This window comes from Nocardia pseudobrasiliensis NBRC 108224, assembly GCF_001613105.1.
GTDB classification, from domain to species: Bacteria; Actinomycetota; Actinomycetes; order Mycobacteriales; family Mycobacteriaceae; genus Nocardia; species Nocardia pseudobrasiliensis.
Genome location: NZ_BDBS01000074.1, coordinates 1 through 15,242, shown reverse-complemented (window position 1 = coordinate 15,242; position 15,242 = coordinate 1). Strand labels below are relative to the sequence as shown.

Genomic DNA, 15,242 nt, shown 5'->3' with positions numbered 1-15,242 from the left:
CGCCTAGGGCAGCTCGACCTCCGCGAACGAGCTCACCCAATGATGCGGCGGGCGTGGGGAATTCGGTTCGCCCGGGCGGGTGACACCGATGGCCGACCAGCCCGCCTCGACGGCGGCGTCGAGTTCGTCGGGGTGGTCGGACAGGAACAGGATGTTGTGGGCGGGCAGGCCGATGGCTCCGGCGATCTTCTCATAGGAGGCGCGTTCGCGTTTGTTGCCCGCGTTGTTCAGGTCGAACCAGTCGCCGATCAGGGAGGCCAATTCGCCGCCGCGGGCGTGGGCGAACCAATCCTGTTGGTTGCGTACCGAACCCGAGGAGTAGACGTAGAGCGACAGGCCCGCGGCGTGCCAGGCGCGCAGAGCCGGGGGCGCGTCGGGGAAGAACTCGCCGTGCAGCGCGCCCGCGCGGAAGCCCTCCGCGCAGATCAGTCCCTGCGCGGTCTTGAGCGGCTGGGCCTTGACATCGGAATTCAGCCAGCCGCGCAGGATCTCGGCCACCTCGGCCTCATCGGCATCGGGACGATCGGCCAGCTCACGAGTCTGCGCGACAACGGCATCGGCCGCCCCGCCGCGGTTGTCGACCAGCCACTGCGGCAGCCGCTCGCGGGTGTAGCCGTACAGATCCTCCCGCACCGAAGCGGTCGGACTGGTCGTGCCCTCGATATCGACGACGATCGCGCGAACGCTCATGCGGCGGCGAGCAGTTCGTCGAGGGTCGGGAACTTCTCACCGATGCCGTCGCCGGTGAAATCGCCGACCCAGCCGTCCTCTTCCTCGAAGAACCGCACCGCGACGAAATCGGGCCGAGCGCCCATGTCGAACCAGTGCCGTGTGCCCGCGGGCACCGACACCAGATCCCCGCCCTCGCACACCACGGCCAGCACCTCGCCGTTCAAGTGCAGATAGAAGCAGCCGCGACCGCCCGCGAAGAAGCGGACCTCGTCCTCGGCGTGGCGATGCTCGGCCAGGAACTTCTCCCGAGCGCCCTTGGCCTTGGCGGGCCATTCCGGATCGTCGTCGTCGGGATGGATGCGGGCGACGTCGATATGACGGTAGCGGCCGTCGGCATTGAGTTCGCCGATGCGCTCGGCGTATTCGGCCAGCAGGTGATCGGTGGAGGTCGAGGCGGTCAGCACCGCCGGGGCGTCCCACCGGGCGAAGACGATGCCGCGCCGCTTCAACTCGGCGCCGATCACCTCCGGATCCGCGGTCCGCAACCGCACGTCGGTGGCGTCGCTGTCGGCCATGATCTGCAGCAGGGTCATTTCGATTCCTCCTCGGACCCGAGACGGTCTGATCCGATCGTGCGGCGACCGGTCAGCGTCGCCAGTTCACACATCGCCTCCAGGCATTCGGCGCGATCGCGCGCCTGGGCGAGGGTGGCGCCCCAGGCGGTGATGCCGTGTCCGGCGATGAACAGCACCGGCGGCGCATCCGGATGCTCGATCAGATAGCGCTCGATGTCGGCACCGATGCGCGGAACGTCAGCGTGGTTGGAAAACACAGGTATGTCAATGGTTTCCGTCGGCGCGAGCCCCTTGATGAGCTCGTATCCGGCGAAGCGCAGCGTGGGCGGCGCGCCGATCGACTGCGCGGTGGCGTGCGGCGGATGTACGTGCACCACCGCGGCGGCCTCGGTGGCCCGGTACACCGCGGTGTGGATGGTCGTCTCGGCCGAGGGTCGCCGGATGCCCGAAACCCGCTGCGAATCGGCGATGTTCACCGTCACCATATCCTCGGCGCGCAGCTCACCCTTGGACAGTCCGCTGCCGGTGACGATCGCGGTCTTACCCGCGCGCACCGAGATATTGCCCGCGGTCCCGGGCATCCAGCCGCGCGTGTAGAGGCCTCTGGAGATTTCGGCGATCTCCCGCTTGCTCGGATCGTCGGCGCGCGGCGGCTCCCACTGATCGGCGAGGAACTTCCGCGTCTTCTCCACAACCGTTTCGACGTACTGATCGGCACGCTGCGCCAATTTGCGCACGATGTCGTTATCGCCCAGCGCGCCAATCGGTTCCGATCCGAGCGGCCCGGACTCGCGCCCGCTCACCGAACCGAACCGCGGCGCACCTGCGCGACCGCCGGCCGCCAGATGCGGCGCGCCGGACCGGTCGTCGCCCGCGAGGTCGGCTTCGGGTCGCGACGCGGCCTCGACCGCCGCTGCCCACGTGGCGGAAGTCGACGGCAGCGCGCCGTTCTCGGTGACGACCGCGGTCACCAGATCCGGCGGGGTCACATCGAAGGCCGGGTTGAAGACCTCGGTCCCCTCCGGTGCGGTGGCCACCGCACCGACGTGGGTGATCTCGTGCGCGGCCCGCTCCTCGACCACGATCAGATCGCCGGTCGCGGTATCGGGATCGCGGGTGGATTCGGGCGCGACCACGATGAAGGGAATGCCGTGCCGCTGCGCGGCCACCGCCAGCGCGTAGGTACCGATCTTGTTGGCCACCGACCCGTCGGCGGTGATGCGATCCGCGCCGACGATCACGGCGTCCACCAGACCCGTGGCCATGGCCCACGCGGCGGCGGAGTCGATGGTCAGCCGATGCGGAATTCCGGCCTCGGCCAGCTCCCACGCCGTCAGCCGCGCGCCCTGTAGCAGCGGGCGGGTCTCGTCGACGAGCACGTTCTCCACGGCGGCCCGCTCGTGCAGCACGCGCAGCGCGCCGAGCGCGGTACCGAAGGCGGTGGTGGCCAACCGGCCCGTATTGCAGTGGGTGAGAATGCGCAGCGGCCGGTCCGGACACAGCCGCTGGATGAGGTCGGCGGCGTGGATGGCCGCGGCGCGATTGACCCGCCCGTCCTCGGCCAGCATTTCGAGCGCCTCGTCGAGGACCGCCCGCGCGCCGTCGGGCAGCTTCGCCAGCGCGCGCCGCACGCCCCAGGCCAGATTCACCGCGGTCGGACGGGCGGCGGCGATACGTTCGGCCTCGGTGGTCACCCGGTCCGGATCGTCGGGATGGGCGAGGGCGGCCAGCGCCACGCCGAAGGCCCCGGACACGCCGATCGCGGGCGCGCCGCGAATCGCCAGCGTCTTGATCGCCTCGATGACGTCGTCGACCGTCGTGATCCGCAGCTCCCGCAACTCACGCGGCAGCGCACGCTGATCAATGGTGACCAGCGCCCCATCGATCCACGCGATCGAAACCTCACTCATCCCGCAACCCTCACCTCGACCCGATCAGCCAATCCAAACTACCCAATCCGGTCTCGGGTGAACGCACCAGGTTTGTCCTCGCTCGGATCGATATCGCGGCGGCCGTATCGGCCGCGTTCACCCCCTCGATGCACAGGGCCTGTGCGATCTCGCGTTCGATGGTACTCCGCGCCCTCTGCCGACCGTTCGGTTCGCGTTGCGGCTATTACTCGGCTACGGAATGTGGCCGCTCACAACGGATTCGAGTAATCCGCTCGCCGAATTGATTCCGCCCGGAATCGTATCTACACCCTCGAACCGGTACTGCCGCACCATATTTCGCCTCGAAAACCCTTGAGACGAACCGTACGGTCCGTGTCGCCGCGCCGAGCTTATCCACAGCAACCGTCAAGCCTCACCCTCATCCACAGGTTTCGGTGGATAAGCGTGAACAACCTCAATTCCACATCCGCGGTACGGGCCTGGGGAGCAATCGAATCAGGCCAGGCCCAGGGCCAATGTGACGTTGTGACCGCCGAATCCGAACGAGTTGCTCAGCGCGTAGGACATGCTCTGGCGGCGCGCCTCGCCGTGCACGATGTCCAGATCGACGCCCTCGTCCGGATTCTCGAAATTCGCTGTGGGCGGCACGATCTGCTCGGACAGCGTGCGCAGGGTCAGAATCGCCTCCAGCGCGCCGACCGCGCCGATGGAATGACCCAGCGCACCCTTGGGCGCGTACACCGAGGCGTCCTTGGCCACCGCCGCAATGGCATTCGCCTCCGACGCGTCGCCGATGGGCGTCGAGGTCGCGTGCGCGTTCACATGCGCGATATCCGAATCGGACAATCCCGCCGCCTCGACCGCCTTGCGCATGGCTCGCGCCGCGCCCGCGCCCTCGGGTTCGGTACCGGTGATGTGATAGCCGTCGGAGGTGATCCCCGCGCCCAGTACGCGCCCGAGCACCTTCGCCCGCCGCGCGCGGGCGAACTCCTCCGATTCCAGTACCAGCATCGCCCCGGCCTCGCCGAATACGAAGCCGTCGCGATCGCGGTCGAAAGGCCGTGAGGCGCGGGTGGGTTCGTCGTTGCGGGTGCTCATCGCGCGCATCATCGCGAAACTGGCGATCGGCACCGCCTCGATATAACCCTCCACGCCCCCGGCGATCACCACATCCGCCTCACCGGTCGCGATCAACCGCCACGCGTGCGCGATCGCCTCCGCGCCCGAGGAACAGGCCGAGGTCGGCGCGTAAACGCCCGCCTTGGCGCCGAATTCGAGACCCACCCGCGCGGCCGATCCGTTCGGCATCACCATCGGCACGGTCAGCGGCGGCACCTTGCGGTATCCCCCGGCCCGCATGGCGTCGACCGCGGTGAGGAATGCGTCACCGCCGCCGAGTCCGGTGCCGACGGCCACACCGAGCCGCTCCCCGTCCACATCCGGCTTACCGGCCTCACCCCACACCTGCCGCCCGAGCACCAGCGCCATCTGCTGCACATAGGAGTGCCGACGCTGTTCGATGCGGGTGAGGTGTTCGCCCGGCTGCTGCTTCAACTTCCCGCCGATGCGCACCGGTAGGTCGTATTCGGTGACGAAATCGTCGGCCAGCGGACCGATTCCGCTCTCACCGCGCAGCAGGGCCGACCAGGTGCCGTCCAGATCCGGCGCGAGCGAGGTGGTGGCGGTCATACCCGTGACGACGACCGAGCGACGCGCGGGCGTAAGTGAAGCAGTCGTTACACTCATGCGGTCATGGATACCTGTAGCGCCCGCTACAGTCAACCCGTGCCCAGACCACTCGACCAGGCTCGACGAGCCGAGCTACTGTCCGGCGTCATCGCCTACATCGGCGAATACGGCCTCACCGAACTGTCCCTGCGTCCGCTCGCCGACTATCTGGGCACGAGCTCGCGCATGCTGATCCACTACTTCGGCACCAAGGAGCAAATGCTGGTCTCCGCGCTCGAGACCCAGCGTCCCGATATCGCGGGGCTGTTCGCCGATGTGCCCGATATCGATACGCTGCGTCGCCGGTTGATCGAATCGTTCGTGGTCAACACCACCAGCGACTGGGTCACCAGCACCCGGGTGCTGTTCCAGGTGCTCGGCATCGCCTCGGTGCCCGACAGTCCCTACGCCGCCTATGCCGCCGACGCCGTGCACATCCTCATCGACGCCCTCACCGCCGTGCTGCGCGGACTCGATCCCGACTTCGCGGATCCGGAATCCACGGCGACGCTGCTGATCTCGGGCATTCGCGGCCTGCTGCAGGACCGCGTGGTCACCGGCGACAACACCCGCGTCTCCAAGGCCGCCCGTCGCCTGATCAACCTGGCCCTCCCGCCAGCGTCATGAAACGGGTTTCAGTATTGTTCCGCCCATGGCATTTGTGATCGATGACAGCGTGGAGATCGCGGCATCCGCCGAGGTGGTCTGGAAGGTGTTGACCGACTTCGACAACTACGGCGAATGGAACCCCTTCGTCTCGGCGTGCAAGACCACCCTCGACCCCGGCGCCCCCATCGATATGCAGGTTCACCTCGGCCCCCGCGAACGCGCGCAGCGCGAATGGATCCGATCCTGCACCCCCGGAGTCGAATTCAGTTACGGCATGAAGCCGGTCCCCCTCGGCGCGCTGCACAGCCTGCGCTCCCACACCCTCACCCCGCTCACTCCCACCACCACCCGCTACACCTCCCACTTCGAACTCGGCGGCTGGCTGCGCGGCGCGGTCACCAGCCCGATGGGCGCGGCGCTGCACTCCGGTTTCGCGGGTATGACCGCGGCGCTGAAGACCCGCGCCGAACAACTCGCCTGAGCCCCTTGCCGTCAGGCCTCGAAGGGGACGGTATTGCCCGCGGCGTCGCGTTGGCCCGCCTCGGATTCGATGGCCTCGGCCAGTTCTTTGGTCGAGGACCAGCGCAGTGGCGTGGAGCCCTCGAGATTGCCGATGGTGTACCAGGTGTCGGTTTCGCGGTAGCGGACCAGGGCGGTGCCGGACTCGTCCACGGCGACGTCGAGATCGCCGGAGATGGTGCCCTCTTCCTGGGTCATGACGGCGGCCTTGGCGGCGATCTCGACGATTTCGATGATCAGAACCCTCCTCGACGGGCGCAGTCGTCGACTGCGGTGCGTAGCGCGGTCTGTTCGGCGGGATCCACTGTCAGTGCGTATTTTACTTTGATCTTTATGTAGTGGGCCACGTAGGCACACCGGAATTTGCCGGGCGGCAGATAGTTCGTCGCGTCCTGATCACCTTTGGAGCGATTGGCCGACGGGTCGGAGGCGACCAGGTTGATCGCGTCGTTGGCGATATTGCGCCGGGTGTCCTCGTCACGGGTCGCCGCGCCGGAACGCCAGGCCTCGGCCAGCGGCACGATGTGCTCGGCGTCCACACCCTTGGGATCGGTGATGAATTTGTAGGGCGCGAGTTTACCGGTTTTGCGATCGAGCACGCCGTACTGATCGCGCCAGCCGCCGCCCTTGCCGACGGTCAGATCGCAGGTCTTGGGATCCAGCGTCACCGAGCCCTCGGCATCGCGCAGCATCATCACATCGCGGGTGGTGCATTTGCTGTATTGCGCGAATTGCGAACCGAATCCGTGCTCGGGGGTATTGGAGTCCCAGTGCGGGAATTTCTCACGGCTGTAGCCGGTCATCGGGGCTTCCGGCGCCACAACGAGTTTGGCGAACAGATCGGAGATCTCCTGGGCGGACTGCGGGGTTCCGGTGCCCTGCGCCGAATCGGGGCCGGAGCCGGGGCTGGGTCCGGTGCCGTCGCCGGAGCGCAACGCGTACAACGCGACTCCGATGACGAGCGCCAGCAGCAGAGCTCCGACGCCGGCGGGCAGGACCATTCTGGGGCGGCGATATGCACTTTTCATCTTGGGCAACCACACTGGCAACCGGTGCCGACAATCGGCAAGTGGGACAATGCGTTCAGTTGCCGGAGTCACACCGTGGGACGGACGACTGAGCCAACTGTAGCCAATGCCACCCACTCATCCGGAGTGTCGCGCTTGCGACCACCCGAATTCCCGCGTCACTTCCGAACGCCCAGCGGCAGCAGCGGCACCTGTGTGGTGAGACAGAACGGATGCCCCGCCGGATCCAACAGCACCCGCCACCGATCCGGCCCGGGCTGCTCGGCCGCGCGCCGCGCACCCAGCCGCACCGCGTCCGCCTCGCCCGCATCGAGATCATCCACGGCCAGATCGAGGTGAATATGTTTGGGCGAGGGCCCCTCCGGCCACGTCGGCGGCCGATAGTCCGGCACCCGGATCGTCGCGAGCACGCCCCGCTCGGTGTGCACCACCGCGACATTCTCGGCGCGATAGACGATCTCGCCGCCGAGCAGTCCCGCCCAGAACGACGCCAATTCCTCCTCGTCGGCACAGTCCAGTGAGATCAGCCCGATCCGCGCGAAAGCCACGGGCCGATCATACTGCGCGCCAGGTGCTTCCGATCAGGCGTTGTTGAGCTTGTTCAACCGCTCGCACGCGGTCAGGTACTCCTCGATCAGCCGCCGCATGACATCGCCGGTGCGCTCCACCTTGGTCATCATGCCGACGACCTGACCGACCGGATTGAAGTTGACGTCCTTGGCGGCCTCGGGATAGCGGTGTCCGCGCTTGACCCCGTCCAAGGCGACCATCATCTGCAACGGCATGGGCAGCGGATCGGGATTCTCCGCGCTCTCCCACGCATCGGTCCAATCATTGCGCAGCATCCGGCACGGCTTACCGGTCCACGACCGCGAGCGCACGGTGTCATGGCTGCTCGACTCGATATAGGTCTGCATCTGCGCCGGAGGCACATTCGCCTCCTCGACGGTCAGCCAGATCGACCCCGTCCACGCGCCCGCCGCTCCCATCGCCAGCGCCGCCGCGATCTGCCGACCGCTGCCGATACCGCCGGCCGCCAGCACCGGCAGATCCCCGACCGCGTCGACGACCTGCGGCCACAGCACCAGCGAGGAGATCTCACCGCAGTGCCCGCCGCCCTCGGTGCCCTGGCAGACAACGAAATCCAGTCCGGCGGCCTTGTGATTGAGCGCGTGTTTGACCGAACCGCACAGCGCGCCGATCAACCGGCCGGAATCCTGCACCTGCTTGATCACATCGTCGGGCGGGGTGCCCAGCGCATTGGCGACCAGTTTGGCCTTGGGGTGGCGCAGGATCACCTCGACCTGTGGTGCGGCGGTGGTGGCGGTCCAGCCGAGCAACTGGTTGTGATGCTCGTCGGCGGGCAGATGCGGCACACCGTGATCGGCCAGGATCTTCTCGGCGAAATCGCGGTGGCCCTGCGGAACCAATTTGGCCAGTTCGGCTTCCAGCTCCTGCGGCGACAGGCCCTCCATCCCCTTGCCCTCGTATTTGGACGGGATCACCAGATCCACGCCGTAGACGCCGTGCACATGCTCGTCGAGCCAGGTCAGTTCGACCTCGAGCTGTTCGGCGGTGAATCCGACCGCGCCCAGTACCCCGAGTCCCCCGGCATTGCTCACCGCGGCGGCGACATCGCGGCAGTGGGTGAAGGCGAAGATCGGAACGTCGATCCCCAGTCGTTCGCAGATCTCGGTACGCATGGCGTGGTGGTCTCCTCGTGTTCCGGCGCTGGAAGCTTCGCCTCTCAACACTAGAACACGTTTCAGTTTCGCGGTAGCCGGATTCGGCGTCCGGGTGCCGTAAAGTCCGAACCGAATGGCCGGTTCGCAACGAAGGGAGTCGTGGTGAATGTTCCATCGGATTACCTCGAGCGGCCGGTCGCGGTGGTCGGCGCGGGCGCCCTGGGCCGTCGCATCGCGTTGATGTTCGCCTCGCGCGGCGGTTCGGTGCGCATCAATGATCTCGATGCGAATCAGGGCGCGGCGGCGCTCGACTTCATCGCGCGCGAATTCGACGAACACCCGGACTGGGTTCGCGGCCACGTCGAGTACACGGCGAATCTCGACGATGCCGTCGCGAACGCGTGGCTGGTCGTCGAATCGATTCCCGAACGCCTCGAACTCAAGCAGGCCCTCTTCGCGACATTGGCGGCCACCGCGCCGGACGATGCGATTCTCACCACCAATTCGTCGTCGTACGCGAGCCGACTGATCGTGGCGGGTCTGCCGAATGCCGAGCGGATGCTCAACACCCATTTCTCCTGGCCGCCGACGGGTATCGCCGTGGAGGTGATGTCGTGCGGCGTCACCTCGCAGCGGGTGCTGGATTTCCTGATGCGCGCACTACCGGAATACGGACTGCGCCCGTTTCTGGTGCGACGCGAGAGCACCGGATTCGTCTTCAATCGAATCTGGGCCGCCATCAAGCGCGAGGCCCTGGAGATCGCCGCCGACGGCATCTCCACCCCCGAGGACATCGATGAGATGTGCCGCCTGAACTTCACCTTCGAGCTGATGCCGTTCCGGGCCATGGACGGGATCGGCCTCGATGTTGTCTACGACATCGAACAGCACTATGCCGAGGAGAATCCGAACCTGCCCGCCGGGCCGCGAAAGTTGTTGCGCCGCTATATCGATAGCGGCAGGCTCGGCGTCAAGTCCGGCGAGGGATTCTACTCCGACTACGACTGATCGGCCATCGGGTGATAGCAGTCGTAATTGCGCTGTTCGACGATCAGGCCGTCGCGGAAGACGAGTACGGCCGCGATATCCGCCCGCAGCACGGTCCCGGCGGCGAGCGCACCGATCTTCACGGCAAGCGTTGCGGTCCAGGTGGTTTCGAGCACGACCCGATCGCCGTCGACGAGCGCGTCCCGGAATTCGAACCGCTGATCGGCCACCACGCCGCGACCGCGTTCGGCCGCGGCCAGAATCGCCGCCAGATCCCGCCGCGCCCCGATCGGTGCGAACGGATTGGGCATCTCGTACTGCACGACCTCGGGATGGAAGTACGCCGCCAGTTCGGGACCGACGGCCCCGTCGGCGACGGCGCGGTGATACCGCACCGCCAGGTCGACATTCGGATGCTCGGGAAGGCCGCTCACAGTGCGCGATCGTAGACCAGCGCGATCTCGCCCAGTTCGCCGATCTCCCGATGCGCGAGAAGCCATTTCGAGCCGGGCAGGCCGTCGTCGAACAGGCGCTGGCCGCCACCGGCGATCTCGGGGCACACGATCAGATACAGGCGGTCGATCAGATCCGCCGCGAGCAGCGGTTTGGTGATGCTCGGGCTGGTGTTGACCAGGATGTCACCCGAACCGGTGGCCCGCAGTTCGGTGAGCACGTCCACCGCCGGGGCGTCGATCACGCGGGTGCGCTCCCACGGCGCCTCGGTCAAAGTGCTGGACAGAACGACCTTTTCGGTGTCGACGAGCCATTTGGCATAACCGCGCTCACGCGGGTCGGCGTTCTCGTCCTCGCCGACCGGGGGCCAATAGCCCAGGAAGCCGGTGGCGTTACCGCGGGCGAGTACCGCGGTCGTGGCGTGTTCATGGATGCGGGCGAGCATGTTCCGGGAGACCTCGGTACTCATATAGGGCACGATCGCGCCCAGGTCGCCGGGCCCGCCGGGGCCGTTGTAGCGGCCGTCGAGGGTGAGGCTGATATTCGCGGTGATCTTGCGCGGGGTCATGACTGTCATTCCTTCTCTCGGGTGGTGCGTTGTGTGGCGCCGACGGCGTCGGCGAGGTTGTCGAGTACATGGCCCCAACCGGTTTCGATTCCGGCGATATAGGGGACGGCCTCGACGGCCGTGTCGGTAATGGTCAAGTCGAGCCGCAGCCGGGTGCCGCCGGAATCCGCGGCGAGGGTCAGGTCGTAGTGGCCGGTGAACGAGACCGTGCCCGCGGCGTCGAATACCGACAGCTCGAATGCGAGATGTTCGGGTTCGACCGCGGTGTGTACCCGCCCCGCGGAGTGGTACGCATGCCCCTCGGCGTCGCGGTAGTCGAGGACCACCCGGCCACCGGGGTTCGGTTGCAGGACGCATTCGGTGACGACCAGCGGCTGTGGGGCCCACCAGGATCCGAGCAGATCCGGATCGACCCAGTGCCGCCAGACGACCTCGGGCGCGGCGGGCAGGATTCGGTCGAAGGTGAAGCTTCGCCCATCGGCCCACCGATCACGCTCGGCCGCAATGGTTTCCGCCTCGATGGCGGCGCGGTAGCGCGCGATCACATCGCGCTCCCCCGCATGCGCCGCGGCGCTGTCGACCAGTTCACGCAGCCGATGCTCGAGAACCCGCAGCGGTTCCGGCTCGATGGCGTACACCCGGCGCTGACCGAGCGGGTACACCGCGACCAGTCCGGCACGCGCGAGCGTCTGCAGATGTTTGGTGGTCTGCGGCTGGCGCAATCCGGTCAGCTCGGCCAGTTCGCCGACCGATCGCGGTCGCTCGGCGAGCAGTTCCACGATCCGCCACCGCGCCCCGTCTCCGAGTGCTGATGCGATCTCGTTCATGACTCAAAGTATTCACTGTCAGGAATATTCTTGTCAAGGAATTTCTTTGAGGTTCTTGCCGCTGACATCGAGGTGATGAGAATATGAAAGCCACACTCTCTCATCGTGGAATGGTCAAAGGAGATCACCATGACCGCGCCCGTCGCACGCATCGACCGTGACAGCCGACCGGATCGACGCCCGTTCGAACCGGGCTCGCGCATGTGGGAGGACACCGGGTTGATCACCTTCTCACTCACCGCGGGCTCGGCGTTCCTGTTGCAGACGATGGAACCCACCATCGCCGCCGTGGTCGACGAACACTCCACCTTCCGCACCGACCCGATGGGCCGGGCCGTTCGCAGCGTCGCCTCGGTGATGATGTGGATCTACGGCGGCGAGGAGGCGCTGGCCGAGGCGGATCGGCTGCGCCACATGCACGCCTCGCTCAATACCGTCGACGGGCACGGCGTACGACATTCGGCCCTGGCCTCCGGTCCGTGGGCGTGGGTGTTGCATACGGGCGTATTCGCGTTCACCGAGGGCAACCGATACTTCGGCCGCACACCGCTGTCCGAGCAGGACAAGGAGCAGTACTACCAGGAGGTGGTGCAACTCATGCGCAATTTCTCGGTGGCGCCCAAGGAGATTCCCCCGACCTACGCCGAATGGCTGACCTTCTTCACCGAAACCGTCGACAATCTCGAACCGACCGGCGTCGCCCACGACTATCTGCGGGTGATCCGCACCATCGCCCCGCCGACCTTCTGGCCGCGCGCCCTGACCCCGCTGTGGAAGGCCGCGGCCACCCCGGTGGGCCGCCTACAGTACTTCTTCACCGTGGGCACCACCCCCGACCCCATTCGCCGCAAACTCGGCCTGACCTGGTCTGCCACCGACGAATTCACGCTGCGCGCCCTCGGCTGGACCATCGGGCGCACCATTCCGCTGCTGCCCGAACGCCTGCGCTACTTCCCCATCGCCTATGAGGCCCGCCGCCTCGAACGCGATCGCGCCCGGCTGCGCAAACTGATCGATCTCCGCCCACTCTGACAATGCACAGCATGATGGTGGGATGCGTGCGTTACTGATACTGATCGTGGTGCTGGGGATCGCACTGGTCGTCGGCGACCGGGTCGCGGTGGTGATGGCCCAGAACGAGATCGGTCGCAGGATCGCCGCCGAATACGAGCTGCCACGGCAGCCGAGCGTGACGATCGGCGGATTCCCCTTTCTGACCCAGGCCCTCGACGGCAACTATCGCGATATCGAGGTCCGCGTGGGCGATTGGAGCGGACAGAACCTCACCGTCCACAATCTCGACATCACGCTGACCGACGTCACCGCGGCGCTGTCGGATCTGCTGCGCGACGACGCGTCCAACCTCGTCGCGGATACCGCGACCGCGACGGCTGTCATTCCCTACGACACCGTGCGCGGTTTCGCGCCGCAGGGTGTGGAGACGATCGCCGACGGCCCGGACGGATTGCATGTCACCGGCACCTTCATCGTCGAGGGCGTTCCGGTGCCCGCCACGGTGGTGGTCACCGTCGCGCCGATCGATGCCGGGATCGCGGTCACCCCGGTGGCGGTCCAGGCCGCGGCGGGCGGGCCGACGATTTCGCTGGCGGCCCTGGGTCACGCCCTCGATTTCACCGTGCCGCTACAGCGGCTGCCGCTGGGTGCGCGACTGACGGATATTCAACCGAGCGCCGACGGCCTGCGCGTGCGCGCCGTAGCCCACCACGTGCGCTTCTCCGATCTGCGGTAACCTCAGCCCGCTGCCGAGAGGCTGCGCAGCACGGCCGGGATGCCGTACACGAAATGCTCACCCAGCCCGCCTCATCCCCACGATCGCTTCCGCGCCGGAACTCATCGTGCGCGCCGCGCCGACCGGTCACATCGGGGACAACCCCGGAGTACACCCTGAGAACCGGCCGCCGTCTACGAATCTCGCCGAGCCATGCCGCCGAATTTATATGGCTTGCGCGAGGGTCGAGGCGGACCGCACAATAGGCGGCCGATGCCAGGACCTGCGGAAATCAATACGAATGGGCGGTTCATGTTCGATGTGATCATCACCGGGTGCGGGCCGACCGGCGCGATGCTGGCCGCCGAACTGCGGTTGCACGGTGTGCGGGTGCTCGTGCTGGAGAAGGAGGCCGAGCCCGCGTCCTTCGTCCGCATTGTCAGCCTGCATATTCGCAGCCTGGAGCTGATGGCGATGCGGGGACTGCTGGATCGCCTGGTCGAGCGCGGACGACAGCGTCCGGTCGGCGGCATCTTCGCCGGTATCGCCAAACCCGCCCCCGGGGGCCTGGATTCGGCGCACGCCTATCTGTTGGGCATCCAGCAGCCGGTGGTCGATCAGCTGCTGCGCGACCATGCGACCGCATTGGGCGCGCAGATCCGAAGTGGTTGCGCGGTGGTCGGTTTCGAGCAGGACGGCGAGGGGGTGACCGTCGAACTGGACGACGGCGAGCGGGTGCGGTCGCGCTATCTCGTCGGCTGCGACGGCGCGCGCAGTACGGTCCGCAAACTGCTCGGCGTCGCATTCCCCGGCGAGCCCGCGCGCAACGACACGCTCATGGGCGAGCTGAAAATGACCGCGCCGCAAGAGGAGATCGCCGCCAAGGCGGCCGAGGTCCAGGCCGCCGACAGGCGTTTCATTCTCACGCCCTTCGGCGACGGCGTCTACCGCGTGGTGCTGCCCGCCGCGGAGGTCAGCGAACGCGCGGAACCGCCCACCCTCGACGATTTCCGCGACCGGCTACGGGCCATCGCCGGAACCGATTTCGGCGCGCACTCCCCGCGCTGGCTGTCCCGCTTCGGCGATGCCACCCGCCTGGCCGACCGCTACCGCGTCGACCGGGTGCTGCTCGCCGGCGACGCGGCCCACATCCACCCGCCCGCGGGCGGTCAGGGCCTGAACCTGGGCGTTCAGGACGCGGTCAACCTCGGCTGGAAACTGGCCGCGCAGATCAACGGGTGGGCCCCGCGCGCGCTGCTGGACACCTACGAGACCGAACGCCATCCGGTCGCCGCGGCCGTACTGGACAACACCCGCGCCCAGGTGGAACTCATGTCCACCGAACCGGGCCCGCGGTCCGTACGCCGACTGCTCACCGAACTCATGGACATCGACGAGGTCAACCAACACCTGATCGAGAAGATCACCGCCATCGATATCCGCTACGACTTCGGCGCGGGCCCCGACCTCCTCGGCCGCCGCCTCCGTGATATCGACCTGAAACAGGGCCGCCTCTACGACCGACTCCGGCACGGTCGAGGGCTTCTCCTCGACCGCACCGAGCGCCTCACTATCGAAGGCTGGTCCGACCGAGTCGACCTCATCGCGGATCCCACTGCGGCACTGGACGTTCCGGCCCTACTGCTACGACCCGACGGCTACATCGCCTGGATCGGCGAAGACCAGCGAGACGTGAACGACCACCTCGCCCGCTGGTTCGGCAAGCCCGACGACTGAACCCGAAGCCGCGAAACAGCATGGACCCCAACGGAAGCAGGCCGACCTGCACGGCGGATGCGTCGGCTACGGCCAGGGCTTGTCCGGGTTGTGCTCGCACATCCACTCGGTCCCGTAATGCGCGGCGTTCCCGCCTTCCAGATGCACCCACAGCCCGCCGTCCTCGACTCCCCCATAGTTGCAGGGCGCGCCCTCGACGGGCGGCGGGCCCGGCGGCGGTCCGGGAGGCGGCG

17 protein-coding genes are annotated in these 15,242 nt (G+C 67.2%); 6 read left to right on the top strand and 11 right to left on the bottom strand.

All coding sequences use genetic code 11. The features are described from left to right. Window positions 1-3 precede the first annotated feature (3 nt). The 4 genes from mtnC to NP4_RS38220 form a co-directional block, all read right to left on the bottom strand. Window positions 4-690: an acireductone synthase gene (gene mtnC, locus NP4_RS38240; RefSeq protein WP_068009121.1), complete on the bottom strand. Its 687-nt coding sequence runs from the start codon at window positions 688-690 to the stop codon at window positions 4-6. Continuing rightward, window positions 687-1,265 carry a 1,2-dihydroxy-3-keto-5-methylthiopentene dioxygenase gene (locus NP4_RS38235; protein ID WP_068009118.1) on the bottom strand — a complete coding sequence of 193 codons (579 nt, stop codon included), beginning with the start codon at window positions 1,263-1,265 and terminating at the stop codon, window positions 687-689. The genes mtnC and NP4_RS38235 overlap by 4 nt, the downstream gene beginning before the upstream one ends. Next, window positions 1,262-3,157 carry an S-methyl-5-thioribose-1-phosphate isomerase gene (gene mtnA / locus NP4_RS43050; protein WP_245998700.1) on the bottom strand — a complete coding sequence of 632 codons (1,896 nt, stop codon included), beginning with the start codon at window positions 3,155-3,157 and terminating at the stop codon, window positions 1,262-1,264. The genes NP4_RS38235 and mtnA overlap by 4 nt, the downstream gene beginning before the upstream one ends. A gap of 477 nt (window positions 3,158-3,634) precedes the next feature. Continuing rightward, on the bottom strand, window positions 3,635-4,885 hold the full coding sequence (locus tag NP4_RS38220) for a KasA/KasB family beta-ketoacyl-ACP synthase (RefSeq protein WP_068009116.1): 1,251 nt from the start codon (window positions 4,883-4,885) through the stop codon (window positions 3,635-3,637). Between the two features lie 39 nt (window positions 4,886-4,924). On the opposite strand from NP4_RS38220, the gene NP4_RS38215 reads away from it, so the two are divergent. Next, window positions 4,925-5,494, top strand: coding sequence for a TetR/AcrR family transcriptional regulator (locus NP4_RS38215; RefSeq protein WP_068009190.1), 570 nt, complete (start codon window positions 4,925-4,927; stop codon window positions 5,492-5,494). Between the two features lie 25 nt (window positions 5,495-5,519). Continuing rightward, window positions 5,520-5,957: an SRPBCC domain-containing protein gene (locus NP4_RS38210; RefSeq protein ID WP_068009113.1), complete on the top strand. Its 438-nt coding sequence runs from the start codon at window positions 5,520-5,522 to the stop codon at window positions 5,955-5,957. A gap of 11 nt (window positions 5,958-5,968) precedes the next feature. Here the strand turns inward: NP4_RS38210 and NP4_RS38205 are convergent, their stop codons facing one another. From NP4_RS38205 to NP4_RS38190, 4 genes are all read right to left on the bottom strand, one after another. Next, window positions 5,969-6,193, bottom strand: coding sequence for a hypothetical protein (locus tag NP4_RS38205; RefSeq protein ID WP_082876599.1), 225 nt, complete (start codon window positions 6,191-6,193; stop codon window positions 5,969-5,971). A 38-nt stretch (window positions 6,194-6,231) separates the two neighbouring features. Further along, window positions 6,232-7,023, bottom strand: coding sequence for an HNH endonuclease family protein (locus NP4_RS38200; RefSeq protein WP_068009181.1), 792 nt, complete (start codon window positions 7,021-7,023; stop codon window positions 6,232-6,234). Between the two features lie 158 nt (window positions 7,024-7,181). Continuing rightward, window positions 7,182-7,571: a VOC family protein gene (locus NP4_RS38195; RefSeq protein ID WP_068009110.1), complete on the bottom strand. Its 390-nt coding sequence runs from the start codon at window positions 7,569-7,571 to the stop codon at window positions 7,182-7,184. Between the two features lie 33 nt (window positions 7,572-7,604). Next, a complete protein-coding gene (locus tag NP4_RS38190; RefSeq protein ID WP_068009106.1) occupies window positions 7,605-8,726 on the bottom strand; it encodes an NAD(P)H-dependent flavin oxidoreductase in 1,122 nt (373 codons plus the stop codon). A gap of 144 nt (window positions 8,727-8,870) precedes the next feature. Here NP4_RS38190 and NP4_RS38185 point away from each other — a divergent pair, with 144 nt between their 5' ends. Beyond that, entirely contained in the window at window positions 8,871-9,716 is an 846-nt protein-coding gene (locus tag NP4_RS38185) for a 3-hydroxyacyl-CoA dehydrogenase family protein (RefSeq protein WP_245998694.1), read from the top strand. Here the strand turns inward: NP4_RS38185 and NP4_RS38180 are convergent. Genes NP4_RS38180 through NP4_RS38170 form a run of 3 tightly spaced genes read right to left on the bottom strand, consistent with a single transcriptional unit; the run spans window position 9,707 to window position 11,543 of the window. Next, complete coding sequence (locus tag NP4_RS38180; RefSeq protein WP_068009099.1) at window positions 9,707-10,129, bottom strand: nuclear transport factor 2 family protein; 423 nt, start codon at window positions 10,127-10,129, stop codon at window positions 9,707-9,709. The two genes, NP4_RS38185 and NP4_RS38180, sit on opposite strands and share 10 nt — an antisense overlap. Continuing rightward, window positions 10,126-10,716 (bottom strand): dihydrofolate reductase family protein, encoded by a 591-nt coding sequence (locus tag NP4_RS38175; RefSeq protein WP_211335984.1) that lies wholly within the window; start codon window positions 10,714-10,716, stop codon window positions 10,126-10,128. Before NP4_RS38175 ends, NP4_RS38180 begins: the two co-directional genes overlap by 4 nt. 5 nt (window positions 10,717-10,721) lie before the next feature. Then, window positions 10,722-11,543, bottom strand: coding sequence for a metalloregulator ArsR/SmtB family transcription factor (locus NP4_RS38170; protein ID WP_068009093.1), 822 nt, complete (start codon window positions 11,541-11,543; stop codon window positions 10,722-10,724). A 129-nt stretch (window positions 11,544-11,672) separates the two neighbouring features. Here NP4_RS38170 and NP4_RS38165 point away from each other — a divergent pair, with 129 nt between their 5' ends. From NP4_RS38165 to rox, 3 genes are all read left to right on the top strand, one after another. Then, on the top strand, window positions 11,673-12,575 hold the full coding sequence (locus NP4_RS38165; RefSeq protein WP_068009176.1) for an oxygenase MpaB family protein: 903 nt from the start codon (window positions 11,673-11,675) through the stop codon (window positions 12,573-12,575). Between the two features lie 22 nt (window positions 12,576-12,597). Next, window positions 12,598-13,293, top strand: coding sequence for an LmeA family phospholipid-binding protein (locus tag NP4_RS38160; protein ID WP_068009089.1), 696 nt, complete (start codon window positions 12,598-12,600; stop codon window positions 13,291-13,293). A 291-nt stretch (window positions 13,294-13,584) separates the two neighbouring features. Next, window positions 13,585-15,009, top strand: coding sequence for a rifampin monooxygenase (gene rox, locus NP4_RS38155; protein WP_068009084.1), 1,425 nt, complete (start codon window positions 13,585-13,587; stop codon window positions 15,007-15,009). Window positions 15,010-15,242 lie beyond the last annotated feature (233 nt).

Excerpts from the sequence above, each read along its gene's own strand:
- NP4_RS38210 (WP_068009113.1), top strand. The coding sequence starts at position 5,520 with ATGGCATTTGTGATCGATGACAGCGTGGAGATCGCGGCATCCGCCGAG.
- NP4_RS38175 (WP_211335984.1), bottom strand. The coding sequence starts at position 10,716 with ATGACCCCGCGCAAGATCACCGCGAATATCAGCCTCACCCTCGACGGC.
- rox (WP_068009084.1), top strand. The coding sequence starts at position 13,585 with ATGTTCGATGTGATCATCACCGGGTGCGGGCCGACCGGCGCGATGCTG.
- NP4_RS38205 (WP_082876599.1), bottom strand. The coding sequence starts at position 6,193 with ATGACCCAGGAAGAGGGCACCATCTCCGGCGATCTCGACGTCGCCGTG.
- mtnA (WP_245998700.1), bottom strand. The coding sequence starts at position 3,157 with ATGAGTGAGGTTTCGATCGCGTGGATCGATGGGGCGCTGGTCACCATT.
- NP4_RS38190 (WP_068009106.1), bottom strand. The coding sequence starts at position 8,726 with ATGCGTACCGAGATCTGCGAACGACTGGGGATCGACGTTCCGATCTTC.
- mtnC (WP_068009121.1), bottom strand. The coding sequence starts at position 690 with ATGAGCGTTCGCGCGATCGTCGTCGATATCGAGGGCACGACCAGTCCG.
- NP4_RS38170 (WP_068009093.1), bottom strand. The coding sequence starts at position 11,543 with ATGAACGAGATCGCATCAGCACTCGGAGACGGGGCGCGGTGGCGGATC.
- NP4_RS38165 (WP_068009176.1), top strand. The coding sequence starts at position 11,673 with ATGACCGCGCCCGTCGCACGCATCGACCGTGACAGCCGACCGGATCGA.
- NP4_RS38235 (WP_068009118.1), bottom strand. The coding sequence starts at position 1,265 with ATGACCCTGCTGCAGATCATGGCCGACAGCGACGCCACCGACGTGCGG.
- NP4_RS38220 (WP_068009116.1), bottom strand. The coding sequence starts at position 4,885 with ATGAGTGTAACGACTGCTTCACTTACGCCCGCGCGTCGCTCGGTCGTC.
- NP4_RS38200 (WP_068009181.1), bottom strand. The coding sequence starts at position 7,023 with ATGAAAAGTGCATATCGCCGCCCCAGAATGGTCCTGCCCGCCGGCGTC.
- NP4_RS38160 (WP_068009089.1), top strand. The coding sequence starts at position 12,598 with ATGCGTGCGTTACTGATACTGATCGTGGTGCTGGGGATCGCACTGGTC.